Below are 25,460 nucleotides of genomic sequence, written 5' to 3'. Positions count from 1 at the left end.
AATGAATTGAACTTGAGGTTAAATCACAATAATTGTTGGAAATTACTGCCATTTTTCAGCAGCTACTCGATCCGAATCTCGACTCTCTAACCAGCGTTCTCCGCTACGCGTTGTCTCTTTCTTCCAGAAAGGAGCCTGAGTCTTCAGTGTATCCATAATAAAGGCACTGGCGGCAAATGCCGCATCGCGATGGTGACTACTGACACCGACAAACACAATTTGCGCACCAATCGCCAAATCACCGATGCGGTGAATCACGCGAATTGCCAATAAAGGCCAGCGTTGTAACGCTTGCTCACAAATGGTATTCAGCGCTTTTTCTGTCATTCCGGGATAATGTTCAAGATGTAATCCTGTCACCTGATTACCCAGATTCATATCCCGAACTTTGCCGACAAACGTAACAACCGCACCAGCATCGTCTCCCTGAGACAATGCCTGATATTCATCTTCAACACAAAAATCATCGTGTTGGACAGCAACTGAGTATCCCATATCAACCGCCTGTCACTGGTGGGAAAAACGCAATTTCATCACCATCATCAATCGCAGTATCCAGTGACACGATGGTTTGATTGATTGCAGCCAATAAACGATCAGCGTTCATTGCTAACGCCCACTTCTCTGAGCGCTTCGCCAAATCACACCTCAGCGCATCAAGGGTTGCAAACGTACATGGTAATTCAAGTTCTGCCTGCCCGACGAGCTCTCGGGTCTGAGCAAAAAATAGTACTTTAATCATGATTCCACCTTAAAATGGCCTGATTTTCCTCCAGACTTTTCCAGTAATCGAACGGGGCCGATGACCATGTCCTTCTGAACGGCTTTACACATGTCGTAAACCGTCAGCGCGGCAACAGATGCGGCTGTCAACGCTTCCATTTCAACGCCTGTTTTTCCTGTCAACCGACACAAAGATTCGATTCTGACACACGATTCAGTCTCGATTGCTGCCAAGCGGACTTCCACTTTCGATAACAACAGTGGATGACAAAGCGGGATCAGTTCCCAGGTTCGTTTCGCGGCTTGAATCCCAGCGATACGGGCGGTCGCAAATACATCCCCTTTATGATGCTGACCGGAAAGGATCAATTGTAATGTTTCTTCCGCCATGTAAACCAATGCTTCGGCCCTTGCTTCACGAACTGAATCAGCTTTTTCGGAAACATCCACCATATTGGCTTCACCAGCGGCATTAATATGGGTGAGTTGACTCATGTTTGACTCCAATGCGGCTTATAAATGGGGCATAAAATTGCATGGTTGATGTGATGCATCCAACTGCTGACCAATAATTTTTGTCCATGCAGTCTTACAGGCACCCGTTGAACCCGGCATAGCAAAAATAACCGTATGGTTGGCAAAGCCGGCAAGCGCCCGTGACTGAATGGTCGAAGTGCCAATTTCTTCATAAGAAACCATTCGAAATAACTCACCGAATCCTTCCACTTGTTTGTCAAATAGTGGTGTCAGTGCTTCCGGTGTACTGTCTCGAGAAGTGAAGCCTGTCCCACCAGTGATCAAAACCACCTGAACACCTTCATCCGCGATCCACTGGGAAACAATCGCCCGAATTTTATAACGATCATCAACCACTATCTGTTTATCCATGAGCTGATGCCCGGCTTGCTGAAGTTGTTCAGCCAAATAGCCACCGGATGTATCATTTTCCTCCGTTCTCGTATCAGAAACGGTTAAGACCGCAATTTTTGCCGGTCTGAATTCAGTTTGTGCATGTCCCATAGAGATTTACCTATTTTGATCATTGATGATATCGACATGGTTCGCCTTGATGCGCCCTATGAGCGGTTTGCTCCATACGGATGGCACATCATTGAAATTAACGTCCGTTGTCAGCGGATGACGCTCTGACCAATCCGGTCAGCATTATTGGCTGATAACGGTAAAGCGGACTAACCGCCAATCGATGCTAAGTGGGGCGTCATACCCGCGTGACCCTCATGTAAGAAATGACTCACGGCCTTTTCACCCAGAGCCTGCTGAATCCGCTCAATCAGTGCTGACTGCTGCTCGTCTTGCTGAAGTAAATCACGCAATTCAATCCCCGCTTCACCAAACAGACATAGATGCAGCTTGCCTTTCGCTGAAACGCGCAGGCGATTGCAGCTCGCACAGAAATCTTTTTCATAAGGCATGATGAAACCGAGTTCTCCCTGATAGTCGGGATGCGTTAAAACTTTAGCGGGTCCATCATGACAAGCGCGCACCCTCGGGATCCATCCTTCACCGAGTAGTTGCTGATAAACGGCCTGCCCCGAAACATGATGCCGCTGGAAGAGGTCATCCATCGTTCCGGTCTGCATCAATTCAATAAAACGGAGCTGGATGGGCAAATCACGAATCCAATCCAGAAATGCGGGCAACTGACGGTCATTTAGCCCCTTCAATAAGACGACGTTCACTTTGACTTGAGAAAAACCGACCGCCAACGCCTGTTCTATACCGTCCATGACCTGCCGATATTTATTTTCACCGGTAATCTGATAGAACATCCTCGGATCGAGGCTATCAACACTGACATTAATATTGGTCAACCCAGCCTGACGCCATTCCGCTGCTGATTTTGCCAGACGGAACCCGTTGGTGGTCATTGCCACTTGTTCAATGCCGGGTGTAGAAGAGACGAGATTGATGATATCGGTAAAATCCCGACGGAGTGTCGGCTCACCACCGGTTAGCCGCACCTTAGAGGTCCCGCAACTTGCGAATGCGGTGACAACCCGCTGAATTTCCGGTAACGATAAAAACTGAGGCCGCTGAGCCTCTGCCTGATATCCGTCCGGCAAACAGTAGGTACATTTAAAATTGCATACGTCCGTCAACGACAGACGTAAATAGTAAAATTTACGCTGAAAGCTATCTTCAAATTGAGCCATGGAACACCTTTCCAAACACGGGAGGCAAGATCATTTCCAATCCCACCCTCGGGTCATCAACATCGACCACAGGTTTAACAAGCCTATTCCATCCGGAACTTAGCCCGTCAAACTCGGAGCTATGGCAACTATGAGACATGTGTCATCACAATTAACATGTTTTTCAGTTTACAAATTTTTTTGAACAGATCCTACTTCCTTATCAAAAAATTTGAGTATTCCAGCCAAATTTTCACAGAAGAAGTATTCTGGATCAAAAAATTCGACTACCCTTAACCGCGATTCACTTATAGATAATGACAACTATGAATTCTTATCAAAAAAGACTCTATCAAGAGAAAAAAGTTGTTGCGATTGGCGGAGGACATGGACTCGGGCGTGTATTGGCTGCCATTCGTGATTTTGGTCCCAATGCAACCGGCATTGTTGCGACAACGGACAACGGGGGATCGACAGGTCGGATTCGCCACTGTCAGGGCGGTATTGCCTGGGGGGACACCCGGAATTGTATCAACCAGTTGATTACCGAACCCTCAACCGCTTCGATGATGTTTGAATATCGGTTTCGAGGACAAGGTGAACTTGATGGGCATAATTTAGGTAATCTGATGCTAACAGCGTTAGGTGACTTATCCGTCCGGCCGCTTGAAGCGATTAATTTGGTTCGCACCCTGCTGAATGTATCAATCAATATTCTGCCAATGTCAGAACACCCGGCCGATCTCTCCGCTCATACCATAGATGGCAACATCGTCACTGGAGAAACCAGTGTGGATGAAATGACCGAAGAACTCATACGGCTAGAGCTTTCTCCACAAGTACCGGCAACTCATGAAGCGATCGAAGCGATTGATCATGCGGATGCAATTCTGCTTGGCCCCGGTAGTTTCTTGACCAGCATTATGCCGCCATTACTACTGCCTGAATTGGGCAAAGCCATTGCGAAAAACCGCCGGGCCATCCTGATTTATATTGACAACCTCGCCCCGGAATACGGGCCGGCTCAAAAGATGGATCTCAACCGCAAACTCATTTGGTGCCAACGGGCTTGTGGCGGACGACTGGCTGATCTGATTTTATGTGAGACACCACCAGACCAACATCCCACAGATTGTCGGATTATCACTCGTAACCTTGCCTCCCCGGATAAAGGATGGCGTCACGAACGGGAAAAACTAAAACAGGTCATAGAAGAACAACTCATCAACGAGCTGTATCACAAATAATATCAGCAGCGCGCAATGATGAGCGATCACACTCATCATTGCTCATTGGGTTAGCTAAGACTCATGCTCAACTAAACTCATATAGGATGTATATGTCTCGCGGAGCTGTTTGATCAAGTTCTGCTTTTCCTGTTTGGTATTGAGCAGTAATCCTTGTTTCCCGCGGGTATCGATGTCAATCGCCATCGCACATAAACGATCAGCGCCAAAACTCGCAGCACTGCTTTTGAGTGCATGACTGATCTCTTTCAACAGCTCAAGCTGTTCTGGTCCTTCACTTTCCGATAACGTCGCCTGATAGTTTTCTAATTCACCGAGGAAAATATCCAGTAGCACAGGAATATTCTCCTCTCCTATTTCCCGTGACAATGACGAAATCGTTTCTTGATTCATGATTTCACTCATATCTATGCTTTCTCTTCTGAATTCCAAGACTGTAACTTGCGGTAAATGGTTGAAGGGCTCACTTCCAGATAGCCTGCGGCTTTCGGAATATTTCCTTCACAGGCGTCAATGGCATTTTCGATTGCCATTTTTTCTGTCATCCATAATGGAAATATTTCATGGACTGAAGGTTTCCTTTCTTCCATCATCGGTTGAACCAAACGGAGATAACTTTCTTTCGGTTGATTCAATGGGGGTGGTAACATACTCAGCGTGATTTCTTTACCCTGATTCAGCACAACCACATTACGTAAAACATTCTGCAATTGACGGACATTGCCCGGCCATTCGTACTGTCTAAAACGTTCCACGACTTCAGCGGCAAGGCGAACAAAATCTTTCTCTTCTTCTTTGGACATATAACCGAGCAAAGAATAAGCAATTTCGATGACATCATCACCACGCTCCCGAAGCGGTGGCAGGTGAAGTGGGATCACATATAAACGATAGTACAAATCTTCCCGGAAACGACCTTCCTGAACCTCTTTCCACGGGTCACGGTTTGTCGCACAGACAAAGCGAACATCAACACTTTTCATTTTTGATGAACCGACTTTCTGGAACGTACCGGTTTGGATAAACCGCAACAATTTAGTCTGTAAGTCTAAATCCATCTCACAGAGCTCATCCAGAAATAGAGTCCCGCCATCAGCGAGCTCCGCAGCACCTTGTCGATCAGTTGCTGCTCCCGTAAAAGCACCTTTAACATGACCGAATAGTTCACTTTCAATTAAATCTTTCGGAATGGCTGCACAGTTAATCGCAATGAAAGGTTTATCACCTCGCCGACTTGCAGCATGAATAGCTTCAGCACACACTTCTTTCCCGGTACCGCTTTCTCCGGTGATAAAAATACTGGCTTTACTCGCTGCCGCAGAGTCAATGGTTCGATAAACGGCCTGCATGGTTTGACTACTGCCGATGAATCCCTGATAGTTTTGGCTACGCGGGTCATCGGAATCACTCTTAATTTTTGAAGCTTTACGAATCGCATTATTTACAGTAACTCGTAATCGGTCTGCTTCGCATGGTTTAATTAGAAAATCCTGAGCACCATAGCGCATGGCTTCGACGGCCGTATCAATTGAGCCATGAGCGGTCATGAAAATGACGGGAACATCCGGGTATTTCCGTTTCACCTCATGTAACACATCCATGCCTGTCATATCCGGAAGCCGTAAATCGAGCAGAATCAGATCAGGTTCTCTTTTTTCAAGACTCTCTAACGCCTCTTTCCCCGTACCGACAATATTGATGTCAATATCCAGAGGCTCAAGATAGGTTCGATACAGCACGGCAACAGACGCTGTATCTTCAACCATCAGCAGATATCTACTTTTTTGTGGTAATTGTTCAGATTGCATAACTTAGCCAACTTAAATTGCATTTTGCACAATGATCGCATCGAGAATTGCATATTGCAAATATTTTTCCAAAAAACCTTGAAAGAACCTCTCAAAACAAGCATTTTGACAGTCTATAATTGGCATAGTATATGCTTATAGTTATATTGACCCTCAGGGGTCACCTAGCCAACTGACGTTGTTAGTGAATAAAGTTATTCACATTCTGACAGCCAATAGATACCTTTCTATTGGCTATTTTTTTATCTACTATTTTTTACCTATATATGCAGTTTAGCTGTTGATGATAAATTGTTCGCGAAGTTTTTCGATTTCATCCCGTTTTTGCGCTGCCTGTTCAAATTCAAGATTCTGCGCATATTGGTACATTTGGGATTCCAGCTTACTGATCTCTTTTTCAAGCTGTTGTGGCGTGAGAGCACCGTATGCAGAATCTGGCTCTGCAACTTGAGACAACGGCCGCTGCGGAGCTTTACGCTTATGTCTTGATTTGGCGATATCGCCAATTTCCAGAATATCTTTGACATCTTTGCGCAATGCTTGAGGCTCAACCCCCATCTCTTCATTATAACGCTGTTGTTTTTCACGACGGCGGTTGGTTTCATCTATCGCCCGTCTCATCGAACCAGTGACCCGATCGGCATACAAAATCGCTTTACCACGAAGATTTCGGGCTGCACGTCCGATGGTTTGGATCAAAGAGCGTTCAGACCGTAAAAATCCTTCTTTGTCTGCATCAAGAATCGCAACCAAAGAGACTTCCGGCATATCCAACCCTTCTCGCAACAAGTTAATTCCTACCAGCACATCAAATTCTCCCAAGCGGAGATCGCGAATAATTTCGACCCGCTCAACAGTATCGATATCGGAATGCAAATAACGCACTTTGACATGGTGTTCTTGCAGATACTCGGTTAAATCTTCAGCCATCCGCTTGGTTAACGTTGTGACCAACACCCGCTCATTTTGAGCACTTCGAAGATGAATTTCAGACAATAAATCATCAACCTGAGTGGTAACCGGACGAATTTCCAGCTCCGGATCCAACAATCCAGTGGGTCGAACCACCTGCTCCGCAATATCTCCACCGGATTTATCCACTTCATAAGCACTGGGCGTGGCTGATACAAAAATTGTCTGGGGCGCTAACGCTTCAAACTCTTCAAATTTTAAAGGTCGGTTATCCAAAGCGGAAGGCAAGCGAAATCCAAATTCAACCAATGTCTCTTTTCTGGATCGGTCGCCTTTATACATCGCGCCGATTTGCGGCACCGTCACATGCGATTCATCAATAATGAGAACCCCATCGTGAGGTAGATAATCGAATAATGTGGGTGGCGGCTCGCCCTCATTTCTCCCACTCAGATAACGGGAGTAGTTTTCAATCCCGGAGCAAAACCCCAATTCATTCATCATTTCGACATCAAATTGCGTACGTTGGGAAATCCGTTGCTCTTCCAGCAATTTATTATGCTCAATAAAGTAGGCTTGTCGGGTTTTCAGTTCGACTTTGATCTGTTCGATGGCATCAAGAATCCGCTCTCTTGGCGTAACGTAATGGGTTTTCGGATAGATCGTATAACGGGGCAAATCTTTCTGGATCACGGCACCGGTCAGAGGATCAAACAAGCTGATGTGTTCAATTTCATCATCAAACATCTCTACCCGCACGGCTTCACTTTCCGATTCAGCCGGGAAAATGTCGATCACTTCACCACGCACCCGAAATTGACCCCGTTCAAACCCCACCTCGTTCCGGGAATACTGTAATTCTGCTAAGCGTCTAAGCATTGCCCGCTGATCAATCACATCTCCCCGGCGTAAGTGGAGCATCATTTTCAAATAGGAATCGGGATCGCCCAGACCATAGATAGCCGAGACAGAGGCAACAATAATGGCATCTTTCCTTTCCAGTAAAGCTTTGGTGGCAGATAACCGCATTTGTTCAATATGGGCATTGACAGAAGCATCTTTCTCAATGAATGTATCTGTGGTTGGCACATAAGCTTCTGGTTGGTAATAATCATAATAAGAGACGAAATACTCAACAGCATTGTTCGGGAAAAACGCCTTCATCTCACCAAACAACTGGGCGGCCAAAGTTTTGTTTGGCGCCAGTACAATGGTCGGGCGCTGCGCCTGAGCAATCACATTCGCTAAGGTAAATGTCTTTCCCGACCCCGTCACACCAAGTAATGTTTGATGTGCCAGACCGGCATCCAATCCTTCTAATAGTTGCTGAATCGCTGCCGGCTGATCTCCGGAAGGTTGATACGCAGAAACCAGTTCAAATGCTTTACTCATCTTTCCCTCTGCATCATCTCATTAAGTCATTCTTTGCTCCTTCCACGACAGGATATGTGGAAAGAAATATCTCTTATTGTCGCTGCCTTCCCAACGAAGTAGCAAGCAGTTATTTTACAAAACAAATCACACTGTCCTAAAATGATCTGGCTATCTGAAAAATGTTTTGATATATTGCCTACCCTCGCGCGAAAACCTACATTTTCACCCCAAAAACAATCCACTACTTTTCCCCAATATCAGCACATAAATTAACATTTCACGCATTTGATTATCATTCGCATTACATTCATTAATACTGTGAATAAATATAAAAATCATTTAATTACAATGCGTTACAAAGAAAAATAATCCAAATCCAAATCCAAACTTGCTCGATAAAAGTACACCTTTAGATTTAATCAACTTTCATCAACACACTTATCCACAAAATTAGTGGATAAGTAAATAAAGCCTTAGAGCCGTAAGGGGTACAAGAAAGTAAAGTATTTTTTCTGCTGTTTTCTGACCTTTTTTTGGCGTACAAACATTGACACACTCAATCAGGATAAGTACCATCCATTCCGTTTCATCATTCCCCCTTAGTTCAGTTGGTAGAACGGCGGACTGTTAATCCGTATGTCGCAGGTTCGAGTCCCGCAGGGGGAGCCAAATTCCAGAAAAAAGACGTCCTAGGACGTCTTTTTTTGTATCTAAACCTAGCTATTTCAAGGGATTGCATTCTCTTAACGTCTTTTCCTGACTCGTACTCACTTAGAAGTTTAGGTACACAAATAGGTACATTGTCCGTATGTTCCAATTTACGGTGTACCAATCATGGCAAGAACAACTAAACCTTTAACAGATAAACAAATCTCTAACGCTAAACCACTCGATGTATGATTGAATGGCAACTACATACCATAACCCGCCCTATTGAGGCAGCACAAGCTCGTTGGGATGAGATTGATTGGGATGAGATTGGGGTTCTACCCCGTTTTCACGGACGGTTTAGTAAAGACGTAAACTTGCTGTCTTGATTCGCCAGTCTACGTCGCATTCTTGGATTATGGAACCGTTCGATATAATCAAAAATATCTGCTCTGGCTTCATTTCTTGTCCGGTATTGTCGATAATTGATTCGTTCCCGTTTCATCACACCGAAGAACCCTTCACAAGCCGCGTTATCTGCACAATGGCCTACAGCACTCATGCTGCTGGTTAGGTTCTTTTGCTTGAGAAAGCGCTGATAATCTCCGCTGGTAAATTGTGTGCCACGATCTGAATGTAAGATAACATGATGTCTTTCCTGTCGCTGCCAAACCGCCATTTCGACGGCTCGAATCACCATATGACGGTCTTGTCGATGATGCATCGACCAGCCAACGATGAGCTTGTTAAACAGGTCAAGCACCACACACAGATAAAGCTTCCCTTCAAGTGTCCCAATTTCTGTAATGTCTGTGACCCATTTGGTTTCCGGCTCCAAAGCATGAAAGTCCCGCTCAAGATGATTCTTTAAACCGTCAGGACGTGCGGACTGTCGCTTTGCCCCTCGACCTTTTTTACGCGGCCTGCCATAAAGTCCATTCGCTGACATCAGCCTGGCGACACGATTTAAGCTCGCTTGCAACCCTTCGGCTTGCAGATCTTCGTGCATACGTGGTGCGCCGATAATACCACCGCTATCATCATGGATCTCGCGCATTCGTTTTAATAACGTTGCGTTAGCAAGAGCACGCGCACTTGGCTGACGTTCCACCCAAGCGTAATAACCACTAGGAGAGACGCGCAAACAACGGCACATGAGGCGAATAGAAAACACATCGCGGCAACGCGATATCGCAAGATACCTTACGGTAACTCTTTGGCGAAGAACGTTGCCGCTTCTCGCAAAAAATCTCGTTCCTTTTTCACTTTCGCTAATTCGCGTTTTAGCCTCGCCATTTCTTCATCACGAGGAGAGCCACTGCCTTGAAATGCTTTATCTTGTGACTGCTCCGCCTCTCGTTTCCAACGGTTTAATAAGTTAGGATTGATGCCGATATCTAATGCTATCTGACGACAACTCACACCCGGTTGCTGAGTCAGCGCAACGGCTTCGCGTTTGAATTCTGCAGAATATTTTCTTCGCTTGGTCATAGACACTCCTTTTAGGCATAGTATGCCTCTTTATAGATGTGTCCGTAAAATATGGGTAGAACCCTTGATTGGGATGAAAATCTATGGGTTATTCCAGCAGATAGAATGAAGAAACGAAGGGATCACCTAGTGCCTCTAACTCCGTAGACTTTAAATCTGTTGAATGAGATGAAAAAAATAAATGGTGGAAGCGAATATGTATTCGCTTCCTATAAAAAACCTATGAGGCCGAGTAACAGCCAAACAGCTAACATCGCCCTTAGGGCTTTAAAGGCCGTATAGTCTCCCATGGTCTAAGAGCTCTAGCTCGCACTACGCTAAATGAAACTAAACTCTTTCATAATGACGTCATTGAACTAGCACTAGCTCACGTGGACAAAAACCAATTTTCTTACTTGCCTGTAAATCGACACACTGTTGCTGGCTTCATGTGACTACAAGTGACAAAATCAAACACCAAATAATTCAAAAATTATATGTGATCTGCATGTCCCAGCGTCTAGAGTCGGCTACCTTGCTATCGATTACGTCCTCCAAATACTTGCTATCAAAAGCATAAAGTAACGCTGCGTCAAATTTCAAGTTTGTCGTTATTAAATTATGAAAACGTATAGCGGCTTGTGTATATGCGTACTTTTCGTCTGAATCAGCACCATAAAGCAGAGACTGATCTTTGGTATAAATCGCATCGTCTTTAGATACTCGCCACGTTGACATAAACCCGAAATAAACGGTTTGAGCAGGAGCATAATCAACACTTAAATAAGGCCCTCCTTGGATGACATTACTGTATGCCGCGGTATTCGCTGCATCTAAAATGTCATCAGTCCAAAGAGGATTAAAAGTATGTAACGATGAGTCATCAGATTTCGTACCTGAAGCATAATGGCCAACCATTCCTAACTGCCATTTCCAATCAAGGTCCCAATTATAGTTAATTGTCCCAAACCCCATATATGCAGAGACGTTCTTACCTTCCTGATCACCAAATTGATATATAAGATCACCACTATAGCCAAAACCAGAACGAGTATATTTAAATGCATTTAACCCCAAAGATGTTATATTTTCCCAGCCAGGATTTGCATGAATGAAGGACCAATTATAGATTTTAGTATCTAAGACATACCCTGTAAGTTGCCCGTAATCACCAGCTACAATGCCATAAATACCTTTCGATTTATTGCCTGTACCCTTATCGTCAAAATTTCCGGCCCAACTACCATCTTTGTATACGGGCAATACCTCTTCTCCCCAATATGCACCTATCTCGACATCGGAAACATAAAAGCGAGTACTAATAGCATCCCAAGAGGCTTGAACACCACTTAGTTCGCGGTTACCAAATTGCATTCTGGTTAAAAGAAACTCTTGGCGGCCAAGTTTTACAGTCCAGTCTTTATCGAAAAGGTTAGAATTTGAGTATTCTAAAAAGAGTTGATGAATATCTGTACCACCATCGTCTACCGGACTATTATCTGTGAAGTTAGTATTATTAATTCTTAACTCACCATAAACCCTGGCCCGATCTTTATAATTCAGCTCTGAACCTAAGAAAATCCTGGAAAGATACTCATCTTTTTGACGGTCTCCCTCAACAAAATTTTGATTCCATCGATTAACAAAATGTATTCTATAAGTACCATTAAAAGAATATTTAAAATCACCAGAATCGGTAATATCAATTCTCTTCAACTTTTCAGATAGTGTTTTTTGGTTATCATCCAGATTATCTACATACCTCCAATCTTCTTTAGCTCTATCAATCCAAAATGAAACAGGGTTTCTAGTTGACCAAGTTTCCAATTGTTCCGAGGCAAATCCATTACTACACGATATAAAGGTAACTGCCAAAAAAATAATTTTTGACTTATTATTTATTGAGTTCATATCTATTTCACTTATCAGAGGATTAAATATAAAATTTATTTTATTGTTATAATTTTGTCGAATTGATCAATGTGTCAATTTTGTTGTTTCTAGTGTCTTTCTTAAACCCTTTCACATCTACATCATCTATATCCCACATCAAGCAAAAAGCAGATGCTAGAACAAATAATAATGCTGGTATAAGATTAACCACTAAATTAATACCATTAATAGCTTCCATGGTTTGATTTTGATTTGCAACATAACCAAAAGATCCAATAATTAGTATCCCAACAGATCCTCCAATAGCAGAACCCATTTTCGTTGCTAATCCGTACGTGGCATAAGCAGTACCATCAGTCCTTATTCCAGTTTTAGATTCCATATAATCAACAGAATCAGCAACCATGGAAAGAGTCATCGGGAACCCAACATTAAACAAACCAAATATCACACAACCAATAAAAACATATGTTAAATTATTAAATGGTGATAAATATATAATAATCAAACCTAATGCCTGAATTAACATTGAACACATTAGCACATTACGTTTTCCGTATTTTTCAGCTAAAAATGGAACAAATATAGAACCAATCACAGCACCAATTGAAGGAATTGTAAAGAAAACAGCAATTAGAGAATATGACCCTAAACAATATATAACATAATATATTGAAACTGATATCCTCCCCATAAATGCAGTCATTTGAATTAGCATTATTGCAGTAACTATCATTAAATACTTATTAGAAACCAAGTTATTAAATGTTACTTTTACACTATTATTTTTATGTTCATTTTTAGGTTGAATTTTTTCCTTGGCTGTAAAAAAAACTAAGAGGAATAATGGAACTGACAATGTTGAATACAATAAAGCTGTCATTGCATACCCATCTTGCGTTGTAGCAGTTGCACCTTCCCCGGAAAAAAATATAGCAATAGGAATTGAGAGTGCGTTTACAAAGATCATCCCTAAATTCATACCAATGTTACGGGACGAGTTTATCTGATTTCTTTGATATGTATTAGTTGTCATTACACCAGATAAAGCTGCATAAGGTATATTAACCAATGTATATAGCATTCCAGTAACAGCATACGTTACTGTTGCCCATATTATCTGAATTGTAGAATTATCTGCAAACGGATTGGTAAAAGTTAATACTGAGAAAACAGCCAAAAGTGGTGATCCAAATGCAATATAAGGTCTAAATCTACCAAATTTTGTACGAGTATTTTCAGCAATATTTCCCATTACTGGATCATTAAAAGCATCCCATATTCTAGCACCCAGCATAATCGCAGCAATAATAGAAGGGGTTAAACCTACAATATCAGTATAAAATACCGTTAAATACGCTCCTATATATGTCCAAACTAACTGAGAAGCAAAATCTCCAGCCCCGTAAAATATCACAGATTTCTTAGAAGCTAATCTATCATTAGAGTTCATAGTTAACCTTTCACACAATTTAATTGTTATATTCTCGTATAACTTAAATTCAAGCCATGATTAACATATTAGATATATTCACTTTTAATACTAATTAGTAATTTTCACATTACCTATCTTTTTATTGCATATTAAAACCACTTCAATATTATTAGCAAGATACTTATCACTGAATTTTTATTTACCTATATCAGTCACATTTATCTTGCATCTTCAGCGAAACTTTCACGAAAAAATGGCGTTGTTGATCAAATCAGCTTCAAGTTCAACGACGCCATATATGACGGCAATGACCTTTCTGCGCAATGGGTTGAGCAACGTCGGTAGTACTTCACTATCACCAACATTAACCAGACTGACTTCCGCACTAATCGCTTCGTGAGTATCCACATCTACAGCTAAGTGCAGTTTGCGCCATGTTCTACGCTTTTCTGCCCTATGCTTTTTCACTTTCCACTCACCTTCGCCAAAGACTTTGAGGCCAGTCGAATCAATGGCTATATGGCGAATCGCCCCTCTAGATTTATTACGATATTTAACCTTAACCGTCTTTGAGCGTTTACTGATACAGGTGTAATCAGGGGGTGTCAGCGGAACATCTAATAGCTCGAAGATAGCGTCTATAAAACCTTGAAGAGCACGTAATGGTAGAGAGAAGAGCCCCTTAATCATCACAAAGGATCAGATAGCAGGTCTTGGAAAAGGTTCAACTGATTTAGGCAACAACGCTGAAAACACTGATCTTGGTCGAGTTGATATTTTCGTAGTAAACAACCTTGTAAATATAAGTCAGTCATCCAATCTAATATTTACGTACCTTATCTCATGAGGACCAAGCGAAAATGTTAACGATAATTTTTTTGACTTAACGGAAGATCTTGACTTTATAACTTTTGGTATACATACCTGTTTCAAATAATTTATTTCTTCTAAAGACAGCTCCTGATCGAAGTTTAATTCTTTCCACTTATCAAGAACACTGCCTTCACTCTGATTAACTATTTTTTGATGAACTAGATATTTTTGACCGTCAACCAAGTTATCAATTTCTATTGAAATATTTTTATTGCCATTATGCTCAAATAAATTTTCAATATCAGTTATATCATAACTCCCTTCATCTTTTATAAAGGAGGTGGGACCAAGATCGATATTATTGTGTAATATTATATGAAACGAACGGCCATTATTTGTTGTAACAATGCAGTTATTAGACTTATTGACCAAATATTTACCTAAACGAGTTAAAAAACTCAACGCATAAAATACTGGCTTCGATATTTCATTTTTTGTAATTAATCCAGCGCCACCATCTAAAATAAATTTTGAATCATAGTATACATTTATTAAATCCGATGCATACCAAAATCCTAATGCATCAACATTATTATATGTGGATAATATGTTCTTTATTGTATAGGAAGCTCTATGACAACTATCATTGATCCAGTTTCGATTTGATAAGCTATAACTCCATTCTGTCAACCACAATTCGTTAACAAATTCTAACTTATCCAATATATTTCTGATTATCTCTACTTCTTCATTAATAAAATTCTGGTTAACAAGTCGAGTGCTATAGATATCTTCGGATTCCTTATAGTCGGTATAAGGAAATGCCATCATCGTAAATATATCAGGTATACAACCAGTATTTATTATGGATTTTATTTCTTTTTCTAGAGAAATTAAATTATCCGATGGTATGATACCAGGTCCTGCGACTCGACAGTCTGGTATATTACTTTTAATCACTTCATATCCATAAGACCAAGCTTCTAGCTTATTATAGTTTTCAATATAATATGGCACTTGATCATTTAGATAAAATGATATTTCAAAGACCCATTTATTAACAATCGATGAACCATATCGTTTTAAAATATGCTTTAGAAATTGACTTAGAAAATCTGTCCATTCACTTCGAGAATTAAAAACTAGCGTTTCATTAGTTTTGTAGAGACTTGAATCTTTACCTGTTTTCGCGGTTTCACTACGAGAACCAAGATCAATGAAAACAAATATATCATTTTTTACACAAAAATCGAGTACACGAGTAAGGTTGTCAAAGTTGACACTGTTTGGATGGCTATCATCTTTAATCATGAATCTATCAGAGAAGATATTCCAAACTCGTATATATTTATTATTAAGTGTCTTTTTAATATACAGCGTGTGATTTTGAACATCTGACAGTGAAAGGTTATATGCACTACCAACATTAATAATGTCAGTAGTACATTCTTTATGATGGACTTGTTTTTTTCCGTCAACATAAATCAGGTCATCGCTTGACTCATAGGTATAACCAGATGTTAATATTTTTTTTAGTTCTTCCTTTGGCTTAGGGAGAATTAAACTTAGATCCTTTTTAAGGTTATTATTTGTCTTATTTCTGAATTTTTTACGATATTCAGATGGTGTCAATTCATAAGATTCAATAAAAACTTTATTCATAATAGAGGGATTAGAGAATCCATGGTCTACAGATAATCTTGTAATCGGCTCATCGGTATAAATAAGACTGGTAATTAATTTTTGTAACCGAACTTCTCTCAAATAAACAACAAATGACACGCCTGTATTTTTAACAAAAAATCGAGACAATGATGACACTGACATATAAATTTTTTCAGATATATCAGATAAAGTTATTTTATGCATATAGTTCATCTGAACATAATTAAGCATAAAAGATAATCTTCGTTCTTCTTTTGTGATATTACTGTTAGCGTTTTTTGTGTTGACCTTAAAGTTGTCAACTAAGTTTTGAATAAATTCACACTGTAAAGAGTAGTATTTGAATTTATTTTTACTAGAATCCTCTATTAAATTCAAAACAATCTCATTGATTATTTTTTTTATTTCGTTATAACGAAAATTATTTTCCACCTTACTGTTACACCAAAATAGAAGGTAGTTGTCTTCTAGTATCTTGCTGATCTTAAAATAATCTATAGTTATCTTTACTAATAAAGAAGAATTAGGGGTGTTAATTGAATGATATGAATTTGAATTAATTAGAATAAGATCATCTTTAGCTAAAATGAACTTCTCTGTACCTATCGTTATAGTACAGTGTCCTTCAATAACATAAACTAATTCGATTTCTGAATGGAAACTAGTTTTCTCACATAAGTTTGATTCTACTGCCACTTTGAAATCTAAAAAATCACTATCATTCATTTCATCAGGCTCTACATATTGTTTTATTAATCATATCCTTTTTGACAACCAATTCAATAAGCAGCTAGTGAAATCGTGAATATCTTCACATCAATATAATTCCATGAAATATAATTACGATTATAATTTCAACTAAAGCAACACCCATTATTGATATTAATACTAATATCAATGGATTAAGGAAATATATTACCTTCTGAAAATATAAGCAAAATGGCGCTTATATGAAAACAACAATCTCTATATTTTTTAGTTATAGTTCAATAATGCTGCACCTCTTACTCCGCCACTATCACCAAATTTTGCTGGCATAATAATTGGTGCATTTGCAACACTTAACAGGTATTTAGAAATTCGTTTTGGCACTTCTTTATAAATAGCATCAAAATTCGAAAGCCCACCACCTAATACAACAATATTAGGATCTAAAATACTGAATAGATTCGCATAGCAAATTGAAACAAGCTCAAAAAACATCTCTACAAATTCAGTTTCGATGACACTGCCTTCGTTATACAACTCGATAATTTCGACTGCACTTTTTTCATCTTTGTAGTAGTGCTTATACAACTGCTCAAAACCTCGACCAGACAAGTACTCGTCCAAACAACCTTGTTTACCGCAACCGCAAGTGAACAAAGGCGCATCTTCTCCAAGTAACTTCCAGGCAGAAAGTGGAATAGTCGTATGACCAAGTTCTCCGGCTGAATGGTTTTTACCCTTGTGGATAACACCTTTGACAACAATACCACCGCCAAAACCTGTACCGTGAATGAGACCTAAAACTGAAGCATTTCCTGTTGAATTGACAGACCAAGCTTCTGACAGAGCAAAACAGTTCGCATCGTTATCAATAGCGATGGTTCTATCCAGTTTTTCTTCTAAGGTTTTTCTAAGATTTTTTCCAGTTGCACCCGGAATGTTCGAAGTCAGCAGTTCACCAGACTTTGGACATTCGATACCAGGAATACCGATACCTAATTTACCTTTGATATTAAAAGCTGCATCTGTTTCAACGACCAAATCCAATATCGCCTGAACAAGCGCATCATAATTATCAGACGGCGTGGATACTCTTTTTGTGGCAATTCGGTTCATATCTTCGTCAAATGCACCGAACTCTATTTTTGTACCACCAATATCTAAACCGTAATACATAGTCTTACCATAAAATTAGTAAAGCCCTGAAAGTAAAGCTTCAGGGCTAAAAATATTAACGAATAACCTGTGTAAATGCTTTAACACCGACTAAAGGAACTGGAATGTATGCGGTTCTAACACTGACTGTTAGTTCTACAGTATTTTCACCCACTTCCAAACCACCTGATTTTACAACATGGATGTACAATGGCTCGCCGTATTCCCACTTATATGTAGTAACTGTTGGCATTTCGTCTAACGTAAACCATTGTTTTTGGTCTAAACTACAATGGATTGTAGAGCGTTCAATCTGACAACCTTGTGCTTTAACTAATACGTCATTCACCATAGATAGTGGAATTCCACGGTAATATGGAATATGAGTTTGAAGTTCGAAACCAGTCACCTCACCATCTTTTGAGATGTTTTTGCATGTTCCTTCGATATAGATATTGTTATCAAACATTTTGGCTATCCCCTGACTCAATATTGTTTATATGGCGACGTAGCATGTCCTGGTGCGCTGCAACTTGTTCTTTTTCCTGAATAGAGTTACCAGGTAGTGTCCAACGGTTACCTTCATATTCCGTTGCTACATAACCATCAAATCCTTTGTCATGCAGATACTTCAACAGACCGTAGTAATCAATTGAGTACTCTTCGCCATCAACCATCTCCCATAGTTTAAAGTGGAAGTGTTTAATGTATTTCCAATATTGATCCATAATTGAATACGGTGAGTTTTCATAGCCATCAGCCAACATGATATATGGCATATCTTTCTGAGTAGCAATTGTTGCAATTTCAGGTTTAATTTGATGATTAGCGCCGAAGGCTTGGCGGCCATCTAATCCTTTATCAAAGTAGCTGTTGAACTGGTCAACAATCTTAGGGTTAACGCCAAGTACTTGTTTATTGTATTCATTGAACACACGTGGCATTCTGCGACAGAAAATACCCGCATCAATAACCAAACCTATGTATGGTGAATCAACACGTTGCATCTCTTTAATGAAATCTTGCGTTGCAGGACTATCTAAGCTCATACCTGCGTGGATTTCTAACGCTAGTTGAACATCGTATTTTTCTGCATATGGCAATAAAGGTTCAATAACAAACCCAGGAATCGCCGAAACTAAGCGAATCAGTTTAATTCCTAGTTTGTGCGCCATTTTAATTTCATCGATTAAAATGTTCACGCATTCCGCTTCTGTTAACTCACGGTTGTTGTATAAGTTTGTGTTTAAGAAAACGTCTGCACAAATTGGTTTAACATTATGTTTCTTAACGAGTTCGTGCCAATTTTCTAGCGTTTCTTCAGATAAATATGGCGCGTTGTGCAACATTTGGTCAGGGATAATTTCAAATCCATCGACACTGTTTTCATTTAAGTAAATAAACATGTCTTCTAAAGACATTCTTTTATTCATGTATTCGTCTTGTAAGCTATATAGGCTTACAGCAGTTTTAATTCCCATATTAACCTCTATGTTTATTCGAATGGCTGTGAATGACCAGTTGATGCTGCAACACGGATGATTTCCATTAGATGCAACACGCGGCGGGCCTCATAAACGTCAACAAGGAACTCTTCCTGACCATGATACGCTCGCACATAGTTTTCAAAATAATGGCGATGCTCTGTTTCAACCACTGGTAACGGCTCAGTAACCAGTACACCTTCACCAGGAGGACCGAAAGATCGTGTAGGTCCAGCGGCTGTCATTGTTCGGCGACTCGAAACGTTCTTAAGCAGTCGAGTCGTACGAACAATCTTACCTTGAGGGTTGAAGCCATCGACGTAAGCCGTACCTTCGTTACCACTGATTAACCAATGTCTTTCAAACCATTTATCGTGGTTTTTATCCGTTAACAAGTATGTACCCAACTCGATTTCTGCCGTAACTTTGTTGTCGAATTTCAATAGAATTTTGAAGTAATCATCGACTTCAGCATTAATGACATTTCGCATATCCGCGTAAACAGATTGGATTTTTGCATCAGGCATCATCCAAAGAATCTGGTCGATTAAGTGCACTCCCCAGTCATAAAGCATGCCACCGCCTTCACTTGGACAAATATGCCAATCATGCATATTGCCATTGAAGCCGTAGAGGCTATTTTTCAGAAGGTAGACATCACCGAGTAAGCCTTCTTCAAAGATTGTTTTTGTGATTTGGTAGTCTTTATCAAGACGACGTTGGTGGTGAACAGTAAATCGAACATCATGTTCTTTAGTTACTGCTATCATTTCGTCAAGTTCAACAACTGTCATCGCGACAGGCTTTTCACAAATAATATCTTTGCCGGCTTTTGCTGCTTCTTTTACTAACTGTAAGTGTTGATTGTTATTTGCTGAAATCAGAACAACGTCAACCTCAGGGTCTTTGAATAGCACTTCATTCGATTCGTAATATTTAACGGATGCTTTAACATCTTCATATTGAGACTTATCGATATCAGAAATACCGATTACATTAAGGCCATCAATTGTCTTAAGCATTGATAAATGTTCATGTCCCATGAAACCAAAACCGATGATGGCAACATTAATATTTTTCATATTTGCCCCTATTAAATTACAAACTGTTTCATGTATAGACGGCTGATTCTCAAGCTATCCAATACTTTTTCAGTCGTGCCTTCGAATGCTTTATCTTCAACTTCAATACAAGTGAAGCCTTCATAGCCAATATCAGTAAGAGCGCTTACATATTTGCCCCAATCCACGTCACCTAAACCAGGTAGTTTCGGTGACATGTACTCCAGCGGATAAGCCATGCTTCCAACACGATCAAGCTTGTCTTTAAACACTTTAATGTCTTTGTAATGAACATGGAAAATCTTGTCTTTGAACTCATAGATTGGCTTGATGTAATCAATGCTCTGCCACACAAAATGTGATGGATCGTAATTCAAACCGAAGTTGTCGTACGGAAGCAAATCGAACACTTTGCGCCAAATGTCTGGAGTCGTCATCAGATTCTGACCACCAGGCCACTGGTCTTTGCCAAACAGCATTGGACAGTTTTCAATCGCGACCTTTACGTTTTCCGCTTTCGCTAGCTCTAGCAGTGGTTTCCATACATCAACCATAATTTCTAGGTTTTCATCGACCGCTTTATACTGGTCTCGGCCGATAAACGTAGTTACCATATTGATGTTCAATTTCGCGCTCGCTTTAATGAGCTTTTCGATATGTTCAATCGTCGCAGTGCGTTTAGCTTCATCAGCATCTAATGCATTCGGATAGTAAGCTAAAGATGAGATCTCGATATTTCGACTTTGTGCGTACTCCAGTACTGTCGATGCATAAGCATCATCTTCCAGTACTTTCTCCACGTCGATATGTGTTACACCAGCATATCGGCGCTCTGACTTACCTACGGGCCAACATGCAACTTCGACACATTCGTAGCCAAATGTTGCAGCAATATCGATCATCTCTTCGTAATTGTTTTGATCTAAGATTGCAGAAACAAATCCTAATTTCATTGCTTCCTCCTTAACCTAACTTAACTTCTTTACCTTGAGCGGCAGACTGGTAGATGGCATCAAGAACTTGAGTCACAACAAATGCTTGCTCTGGCTTAACTAATGGATCTTTGTCATTAACAATCGCGTCTAGCCACTGTTTACACTCTTTGTCAGCATCCGAACCACCGTTTTGGCTTTCGAAGAATGCAATAGCACCTGAATCGGAGATATTTTTTTCCATCAAAATACCACCCGTGGTTTCATTAAAGATCAGGTCGTAACCTTGTTGGCTCATACCACCGATCATCTCAGCACCGGATTTAGTACCACACAGCGTTGTAGCAGCTTCACGTGATTCTTTTACATTCAGTGCCCAAGATGACTCAAGGAAGATAGTTGCGCCGTTTTCCATTTTGATAAAACCGAATGCTGAGTCTTCAACTTCGTATGCTTTTGGATCCCAAGGACCAAATAAGTTGCCTTCTGCCGCTTCTGGCAGGTGACCTAATTTTTCGAAAACAGAACCCATTACTGATACAGGCTTGTAGTTTTCCATACACCAAAGAGTGATATCTAATGCGTGAGTACCGATATCAATAAGCGGACCACCACCTTGCTGCGCTTTATCTGGGAAAACCCCCCAAGTGGGGACTGCACGGCGACGAATAGCATGTGCTTTAGCAAAGTAAATTTCGCCCAAATCGCCATCTTCACAAGATTTTTTTAGTGCTTGAGCATCGGTGCGGAAACGGTTCTGGTATCCGATAGTGAATTTCTTGCTAGACTTTTTCCAAGCAGCCATCATTTTTTCAGCATCAGACGTAGTCGCTGCCATAGGCTTTTCACATAAAACGTGCTTATCAGCTTCAAATGCAGCAACTGTGATTGGGCAGTGAGAAACGTTTGGAGTACAAACGTGCACTACATCAATAGAGGTGTCTTTTAATAGCTCTTTATAGTCGGTGTAAACTTCTGCGCCTTCCGCACCAAACTGTTCTGCCGCCTCACGAGCACGTTCTTCAACAACATCACAAAAAGCAACGATTTCGCATAATTCAGATTGATTTTTCAAAGCAGGTAGATGTTTTTGATTTGCAATACCACCACAACCAATGATCGCTACTTTCAACTTATTACTCATGTTTCGAACCCTCTATTAATCATTCATTGACTTAAGTTGGATTCATTTTATGGTTGATAGTAGCGGCGCACTCTCAATCTCATTGCAGATATTTACAATGAATTTTGCCAATTAGAAAAAAACGACCAATGAATGCAAAATTTTTACTGCAATTAATTTCCAAGCAATGACTTTGAAGAAAAATTAACGACATGACTGATTAGCTCAAGTAGGTCAAACTGTGACAAAAGTGTTTGGGTTAGGCGTCCGCTGAGGGAGCCAAATTCAAGAAAAAAGACGTCCTAGGACGTCTTTTTTTGTATCTTAACCTAGTTATATCCAGGGATAGTGTTCTCTTCATATTTTATCCTGACTGATGCTAACCATGATCTCGCGGGCATTCATCCGGCTGTAACTGATATTGTTTTACCAAGCTTAATTTTTTCTGATATGAGTTAATCAGTTGTTCTTTGCTTTTACCTTCATTATGGAAAAACAACGCATCTTGCTCTTGAAGTAGCGGATAGAAATTCTCTATCATCTCAAGAACGGTATTGACTCGTTTGATCGTGGTTGACGTACAGCTTTTACCATCGAGGTCATCTTCTATATCCAAAACATGTGAGCGGAACATCTCGACTGTAAATAAGTTCTCTAAGGACGCATCACTTTCAAGAGCGGTTAGATATTGCTCTCTTAATGCCTCTGCAAAATGTGAGATAGCACGATCGGCACGATGGCGTTGAAGCCATGACTTCTTTTCTGCCAAAACATTGACTGCCGCTTGTTTGACGTTACGAAATACCTCGATGGACTGGCGGTGTGAACAACCTTGCTCTAGTAACCAACCAGAGAAGAAACGGGTTTCAAAGCGTTCACAAAATTGGAACAGAGGCGCGTTTGTTCCATCACTGTTAAACTCCGTGAGCGGATCAAATTCATACATATAGCCGAAATCAAATAGCCATAATTTCTGGTTGCTATCGACTAATAGGTTACCGGCGCATAAATCCCACTCGAACAAACCGACTTTTTCACATTCAGTTAATGTAGAAAAAAGCTGTGACAGAAGTGATGGCGTAAGCTTTGTGACTGGTTCTCCCTCAATCCAATCGGACAAAATAATACCAAGGCGATAATCTGCGTAAATCGTCTCAACGATGCATCTGAATGCGTCTGATGTTTGAGGCGCATCTTTAATTTGTTGAAAATATGAGCGGCGTTGCACTTCATTAAGAAAAGAGAACTGACCATCAAGGTTTTGTACTCGAGCAACGGGACGCTTTTTCTTTAATGTGTAGTCCTTTCCGTTAAGACGGATACGGTAGACTTCTGCCGTCAGACCACTGTTGAATGTTTGAACGACGTATGGTGAATCGCTGGTGGTTAGCGCTAGTTGTTGAGGTGATATTGGACATTTTTCAATGTTACCAACGATCAAATTAGCATCACTTTCCTCAAATTGTTGTTGCTTCTCGTGACGTTTAATCATTCTACTTTCCGTTGTTGCACTGATTGGAATAACGACGTTACAAAAACACGAACGATGACACATCACCCATCATCATGATCAGTGAGGGCTTAGATATAGGGAGGAGCTAAATTCAAGAAGAAAGACGTCCTGGGACGTCTTTTTTTGTGCAAAAAAAGACTTGCCTTTCAGCAAGCCCTAGACGAGATAATACTGTTTATTGATATTAATTGTTCGGAATTACACATCAACGTGATATGTAATTACAACGATTAAACAACTCTTTTAAACAACTTTTTGGCAAACGTAAGATAAACCAATAGTACCAAACTGCGCCTTCTGTACCATGCCGAATACATCGTGTGGTTGGTATAGGCTACTGTCATACACAACAACAATGCTTTCATCACCTCTTTCCAAAAAGTGCTGCTCACCATAATCGGTGTAACGCGTTGCTCCCACGGCTACCACTAACTGACTAGGAAAGTTTGCTTGTTTAAGCAGTGCGTGAATATTTTCCATCGGACCACGATCCACTTGATGGTTCATCTGGTCACGAATCCACTCCAACAGATCATTATAGAAATAGGAGTATTCGTGTACCGCACAATCTTCACCATAAGCGAACAGTTGCTCCCCTCTCTTGTGAAAACTCGCGATTCTAAATCTGTCGATATCACTATTCGGTGTGAGTTGCTTCAACGCAATAAGTTGAGTCGCCAAGCCTTTTGATGCTGCGCCCCAGTTTTTCTTTTCACTGATTTTGTTCGCGTCCGGACGTCGTATCGAACAATCATTAAATGCGCCAAAATGCGTAGGCGTTAACTGCGAGACTTGACTATCTTCATAAGTAACATCACAGACCAGCGCCAGCTCTGGCTCAATTTGTAAGTTCAGGATGTCATTGGGCAATTTGGTCGTGTTCGCGTTTAATGGATAAGCAGACAAATACGGATGTTCAATACGAGGCACATAAATGGGAAACAATGCTTGGGGTTTGTTGGCGTTCACATCACCGTAGAGGGCAAAATCATCTGCCTCACCTGCTTGCTGTAAGTGGCCAGCGAAGTTTCCCGCAACGCCTAAGATCACCGCATCTTCAAAATTATTCATACGTTTACTTGTTCCTAATCAATTATTAATCGTTATTGGAGATGAGAAACCTCATCAAATCATCAACTTCAGCCATCGGGTCATGCCACATGCGTATCTTGGTTATACACCATTAAGGTCAGTGACACTTGCCACAACGCTTGCTCTGCGGACGCACCTTCAAACAGCGCTGCTGGTAAGCTGTATGTCATGATGGTTTGATAGCCAGAAGCCGTCTCACCTCTTGCACCAGTTAAACCAAATTCTTCGATACAGTCGTTCACCGTGAGTTT

Annotated in this window: 21 protein-coding genes, 1 tRNA gene, 3 pseudogenes and 1 riboswitch; of the genes and pseudogenes, 3 read left to right on the top strand and 22 right to left on the bottom strand. The window is 40.6% G+C overall.

Annotated features, from left to right (window positions below; translation table 11 throughout):
- Nucleotides 1–42: 42 nt before the first annotated feature.
- From moaE to moaA, 5 genes are all read right to left on the bottom strand, one after another.
- Entirely contained in the window at nt 43–495 is a 453-nt protein-coding gene (gene moaE, locus OCU60_RS05360; protein WP_074374484.1) for a molybdopterin synthase catalytic subunit MoaE, read from the bottom strand.
- 1 nt (nt 496) lies between these two features.
- On the bottom strand, nt 497–742 hold the full coding sequence (gene moaD, locus OCU60_RS05355; protein ID WP_074374483.1) for a molybdopterin synthase sulfur carrier subunit: 246 nt from the start codon (nt 740–742) through the stop codon (nt 497–499).
- Nucleotides 739–1,218: a cyclic pyranopterin monophosphate synthase MoaC gene (gene moaC / locus OCU60_RS05350; protein WP_074374482.1), complete on the bottom strand. Its 480-nt coding sequence runs from the start codon at nt 1,216–1,218 to the stop codon at nt 739–741. Before moaC ends, moaD begins: the two co-directional genes overlap by 4 nt.
- 18 nt (nt 1,219–1,236) lie before the next feature.
- On the bottom strand, nt 1,237–1,743 hold the full coding sequence (moaB, locus tag OCU60_RS05345) for a molybdenum cofactor biosynthesis protein B (RefSeq protein ID WP_074374481.1): 507 nt from the start codon (nt 1,741–1,743) through the stop codon (nt 1,237–1,239).
- A 170-nt stretch (nt 1,744–1,913) separates the two neighbouring features.
- The gene (moaA, locus tag OCU60_RS05340) at nt 1,914–2,897 is read right to left on the bottom strand and encodes a GTP 3',8-cyclase MoaA (RefSeq protein ID WP_074374480.1); all 984 of its coding nucleotides are present in this window, start codon (nt 2,895–2,897) and stop codon (nt 1,914–1,916) included.
- A riboswitch (molybdenum cofactor riboswitch) is annotated at nt 2,886–3,028 on the bottom strand. Its footprint overlaps the gene before it by 12 nt.
- A gap of 174 nt (nt 3,029–3,202) precedes the next feature.
- On the opposite strand from moaA, the gene yvcK reads away from it, so the two are divergent.
- Complete coding sequence (gene yvcK, locus OCU60_RS05335) at nt 3,203–4,123, top strand: uridine diphosphate-N-acetylglucosamine-binding protein YvcK (protein WP_074374479.1); 921 nt, start codon at nt 3,203–3,205, stop codon at nt 4,121–4,123.
- A 54-nt stretch (nt 4,124–4,177) separates the two neighbouring features.
- Here yvcK and luxU read toward each other — a convergent pair whose 3' ends face one another.
- The 3 genes from luxU to uvrB all read right to left on the bottom strand — a co-directional run bounded on the left by luxU (nt 4,178) and on the right by uvrB (nt 8,235).
- Nucleotides 4,178–4,528: a quorum-sensing phosphorelay protein LuxU gene (luxU, locus tag OCU60_RS05330; protein WP_074374478.1), complete on the bottom strand. Its 351-nt coding sequence runs from the start codon at nt 4,526–4,528 to the stop codon at nt 4,178–4,180.
- Nucleotides 4,529–4,530: 2 nt separating this feature from the next.
- A complete protein-coding gene (gene luxO, locus OCU60_RS05325; protein WP_074374477.1) occupies nt 4,531–5,931 on the bottom strand; it encodes a quorum-sensing sigma-54 dependent transcriptional regulator LuxO in 1,401 nt (466 codons plus the stop codon).
- Between the two features lie 273 nt (nt 5,932–6,204).
- The gene (gene uvrB / locus OCU60_RS05320) at nt 6,205–8,235 is read right to left on the bottom strand and encodes an excinuclease ABC subunit UvrB (RefSeq protein ID WP_074374476.1); all 2,031 of its coding nucleotides are present in this window, start codon (nt 8,233–8,235) and stop codon (nt 6,205–6,207) included.
- A 575-nt stretch (nt 8,236–8,810) separates the two neighbouring features.
- On the opposite strand from uvrB, the gene OCU60_RS05315 reads away from it, so the two are divergent.
- A tRNA-Asn gene (locus OCU60_RS05315) sits at nt 8,811–8,886 on the top strand.
- 215 nt (nt 8,887–9,101) lie between these two features.
- Nucleotides 9,102–9,194, top strand: a pseudogene (locus OCU60_RS23005) (integrase); the annotation flags it as partial.
- 9 nt (nt 9,195–9,203) lie between these two features.
- Here the strand turns inward: OCU60_RS23005 and OCU60_RS05310 are convergent.
- The 14 genes and pseudogenes from OCU60_RS05310 to OCU60_RS05240 form a co-directional block, all read right to left on the bottom strand.
- Nucleotides 9,204–10,356 (bottom strand): annotated as a pseudogene (locus OCU60_RS05310) (IS3 family transposase).
- A gap of 465 nt (nt 10,357–10,821) precedes the next feature.
- Nucleotides 10,822–12,246, bottom strand: a complete 1,425-nt coding sequence (locus OCU60_RS05300) for an alginate export family protein (protein ID WP_074374995.1) — start codon at nt 12,244–12,246, stop codon at nt 10,822–10,824.
- Nucleotides 12,247–12,292: 46 nt separating this feature from the next.
- Complete coding sequence (locus OCU60_RS05295) at nt 12,293–13,681, bottom strand: MFS transporter (protein WP_074374996.1); 1,389 nt, start codon at nt 13,679–13,681, stop codon at nt 12,293–12,295.
- 291 nt (nt 13,682–13,972) lie between these two features.
- Nucleotides 13,973–14,356 (bottom strand): annotated as a pseudogene (locus OCU60_RS05290) (IS5 family transposase); the annotation flags it as partial.
- Nucleotides 14,357–14,470: 114 nt separating this feature from the next.
- Nucleotides 14,471–16,867 carry a GH39 family glycosyl hydrolase gene (locus OCU60_RS05285; RefSeq protein WP_074374997.1) on the bottom strand — a complete coding sequence of 799 codons (2,397 nt, stop codon included), beginning with the start codon at nt 16,865–16,867 and terminating at the stop codon, nt 14,471–14,473.
- A gap of 249 nt (nt 16,868–17,116) precedes the next feature.
- A complete protein-coding gene (gene nagK, locus OCU60_RS05280) occupies nt 17,117–18,025 on the bottom strand; it encodes an N-acetylglucosamine kinase (protein ID WP_074374998.1) in 909 nt (302 codons plus the stop codon).
- 55 nt (nt 18,026–18,080) lie between these two features.
- The gene (locus tag OCU60_RS05275; protein ID WP_074374999.1) at nt 18,081–18,473 is read right to left on the bottom strand and encodes a C-glycoside deglycosidase beta subunit domain-containing protein; all 393 of its coding nucleotides are present in this window, start codon (nt 18,471–18,473) and stop codon (nt 18,081–18,083) included.
- Nucleotides 18,466–19,485, bottom strand: a complete 1,020-nt coding sequence (locus OCU60_RS05270; protein ID WP_074375000.1) for a sugar phosphate isomerase/epimerase family protein — start codon at nt 19,483–19,485, stop codon at nt 18,466–18,468. Before OCU60_RS05270 ends, OCU60_RS05275 begins: the two co-directional genes overlap by 8 nt.
- 14 nt (nt 19,486–19,499) lie before the next feature.
- Entirely contained in the window at nt 19,500–20,570 is a 1,071-nt protein-coding gene (locus tag OCU60_RS05265) for a Gfo/Idh/MocA family protein (RefSeq protein ID WP_074375001.1), read from the bottom strand.
- Nucleotides 20,571–20,581: 11 nt separating this feature from the next.
- A complete protein-coding gene (locus tag OCU60_RS05260; RefSeq protein ID WP_074375002.1) occupies nt 20,582–21,502 on the bottom strand; it encodes a sugar phosphate isomerase/epimerase family protein in 921 nt (306 codons plus the stop codon).
- Nucleotides 21,503–21,512: 10 nt separating this feature from the next.
- Nucleotides 21,513–22,625 (bottom strand): Gfo/Idh/MocA family protein, encoded by a 1,113-nt coding sequence (locus tag OCU60_RS05255; protein WP_074375003.1) that lies wholly within the window; start codon nt 22,623–22,625, stop codon nt 21,513–21,515.
- Between the two features lie 358 nt (nt 22,626–22,983).
- Nucleotides 22,984–24,096, bottom strand: a complete 1,113-nt coding sequence (locus OCU60_RS05250) for a protein kinase family protein (RefSeq protein ID WP_074375004.1) — start codon at nt 24,094–24,096, stop codon at nt 22,984–22,986.
- Between the two features lie 264 nt (nt 24,097–24,360).
- On the bottom strand, nt 24,361–25,188 hold the full coding sequence (locus OCU60_RS05245) for a DUF5718 family protein (RefSeq protein ID WP_074375005.1): 828 nt from the start codon (nt 25,186–25,188) through the stop codon (nt 24,361–24,363).
- 80 nt (nt 25,189–25,268) lie between these two features.
- On the bottom strand, nt 25,269–25,451 hold the full coding sequence (locus tag OCU60_RS05240; RefSeq protein WP_074375006.1) for a triphosphoribosyl-dephospho-CoA synthase: 183 nt from the start codon (nt 25,449–25,451) through the stop codon (nt 25,269–25,271).
- Between the last annotated feature and the right edge of the window lie 9 nt (nt 25,452–25,460).

The organism is Vibrio spartinae, from assembly GCF_024347135.1.
Lineage (GTDB): Bacteria > Pseudomonadota > Gammaproteobacteria > Enterobacterales > Vibrionaceae > Vibrio > Vibrio spartinae.
This window is presented reverse-complemented; position numbering and strand designations above follow the sequence as displayed.

What these genes read in the sequence shown, in the direction of transcription:
- moaE (WP_074374484.1), bottom strand. Translation starts at nt 495, where the DNA reads ATGGGATACTCAGTTGCTGTCCAACACGATGATTTTTGTGTTGAAGAT.
- moaD (WP_074374483.1), bottom strand. Translation starts at nt 742, where the DNA reads ATGATTAAAGTACTATTTTTTGCTCAGACCCGAGAGCTCGTCGGGCAG.
- moaC (WP_074374482.1), bottom strand. Translation starts at nt 1,218, where the DNA reads ATGAGTCAACTCACCCATATTAATGCCGCTGGTGAAGCCAATATGGTG.
- moaB (WP_074374481.1), bottom strand. Translation starts at nt 1,743, where the DNA reads ATGGGACATGCACAAACTGAATTCAGACCGGCAAAAATTGCGGTCTTA.
- moaA (WP_074374480.1), bottom strand. Translation starts at nt 2,897, where the DNA reads ATGGCTCAATTTGAAGATAGCTTTCAGCGTAAATTTTACTATTTACGT.
- yvcK (WP_074374479.1), top strand. Translation starts at nt 3,203, where the DNA reads ATGAATTCTTATCAAAAAAGACTCTATCAAGAGAAAAAAGTTGTTGCG.
- luxU (WP_074374478.1), bottom strand. Translation starts at nt 4,528, where the DNA reads ATGAGTGAAATCATGAATCAAGAAACGATTTCGTCATTGTCACGGGAA.
- luxO (WP_074374477.1), bottom strand. Translation starts at nt 5,931, where the DNA reads ATGCAATCTGAACAATTACCACAAAAAAGTAGATATCTGCTGATGGTT.
- uvrB (WP_074374476.1), bottom strand. Translation starts at nt 8,235, where the DNA reads ATGAGTAAAGCATTTGAACTGGTTTCTGCGTATCAACCTTCCGGAGAT.
- OCU60_RS05300 (WP_074374995.1), bottom strand. Translation starts at nt 12,246, where the DNA reads ATGAACTCAATAAATAATAAGTCAAAAATTATTTTTTTGGCAGTTACC.
- OCU60_RS05295 (WP_074374996.1), bottom strand. Translation starts at nt 13,681, where the DNA reads ATGAACTCTAATGATAGATTAGCTTCTAAGAAATCTGTGATATTTTAC.
- OCU60_RS05285 (WP_074374997.1), bottom strand. Translation starts at nt 16,867, where the DNA reads ATGAATGATAGTGATTTTTTAGATTTCAAAGTGGCAGTAGAATCAAAC.
- nagK (WP_074374998.1), bottom strand. Translation starts at nt 18,025, where the DNA reads ATGTATTACGGTTTAGATATTGGTGGTACAAAAATAGAGTTCGGTGCA.
- OCU60_RS05275 (WP_074374999.1), bottom strand. Translation starts at nt 18,473, where the DNA reads ATGTTTGATAACAATATCTATATCGAAGGAACATGCAAAAACATCTCA.
- OCU60_RS05270 (WP_074375000.1), bottom strand. Translation starts at nt 19,485, where the DNA reads ATGGGAATTAAAACTGCTGTAAGCCTATATAGCTTACAAGACGAATAC.
- OCU60_RS05265 (WP_074375001.1), bottom strand. Translation starts at nt 20,570, where the DNA reads ATGAAAAATATTAATGTTGCCATCATCGGTTTTGGTTTCATGGGACAT.
- OCU60_RS05260 (WP_074375002.1), bottom strand. Translation starts at nt 21,502, where the DNA reads ATGAAATTAGGATTTGTTTCTGCAATCTTAGATCAAAACAATTACGAA.
- OCU60_RS05255 (WP_074375003.1), bottom strand. Translation starts at nt 22,625, where the DNA reads ATGAGTAATAAGTTGAAAGTAGCGATCATTGGTTGTGGTGGTATTGCA.
- OCU60_RS05250 (WP_074375004.1), bottom strand. Translation starts at nt 24,096, where the DNA reads ATGATTAAACGTCACGAGAAGCAACAACAATTTGAGGAAAGTGATGCT.
- OCU60_RS05245 (WP_074375005.1), bottom strand. Translation starts at nt 25,188, where the DNA reads ATGAATAATTTTGAAGATGCGGTGATCTTAGGCGTTGCGGGAAACTTC.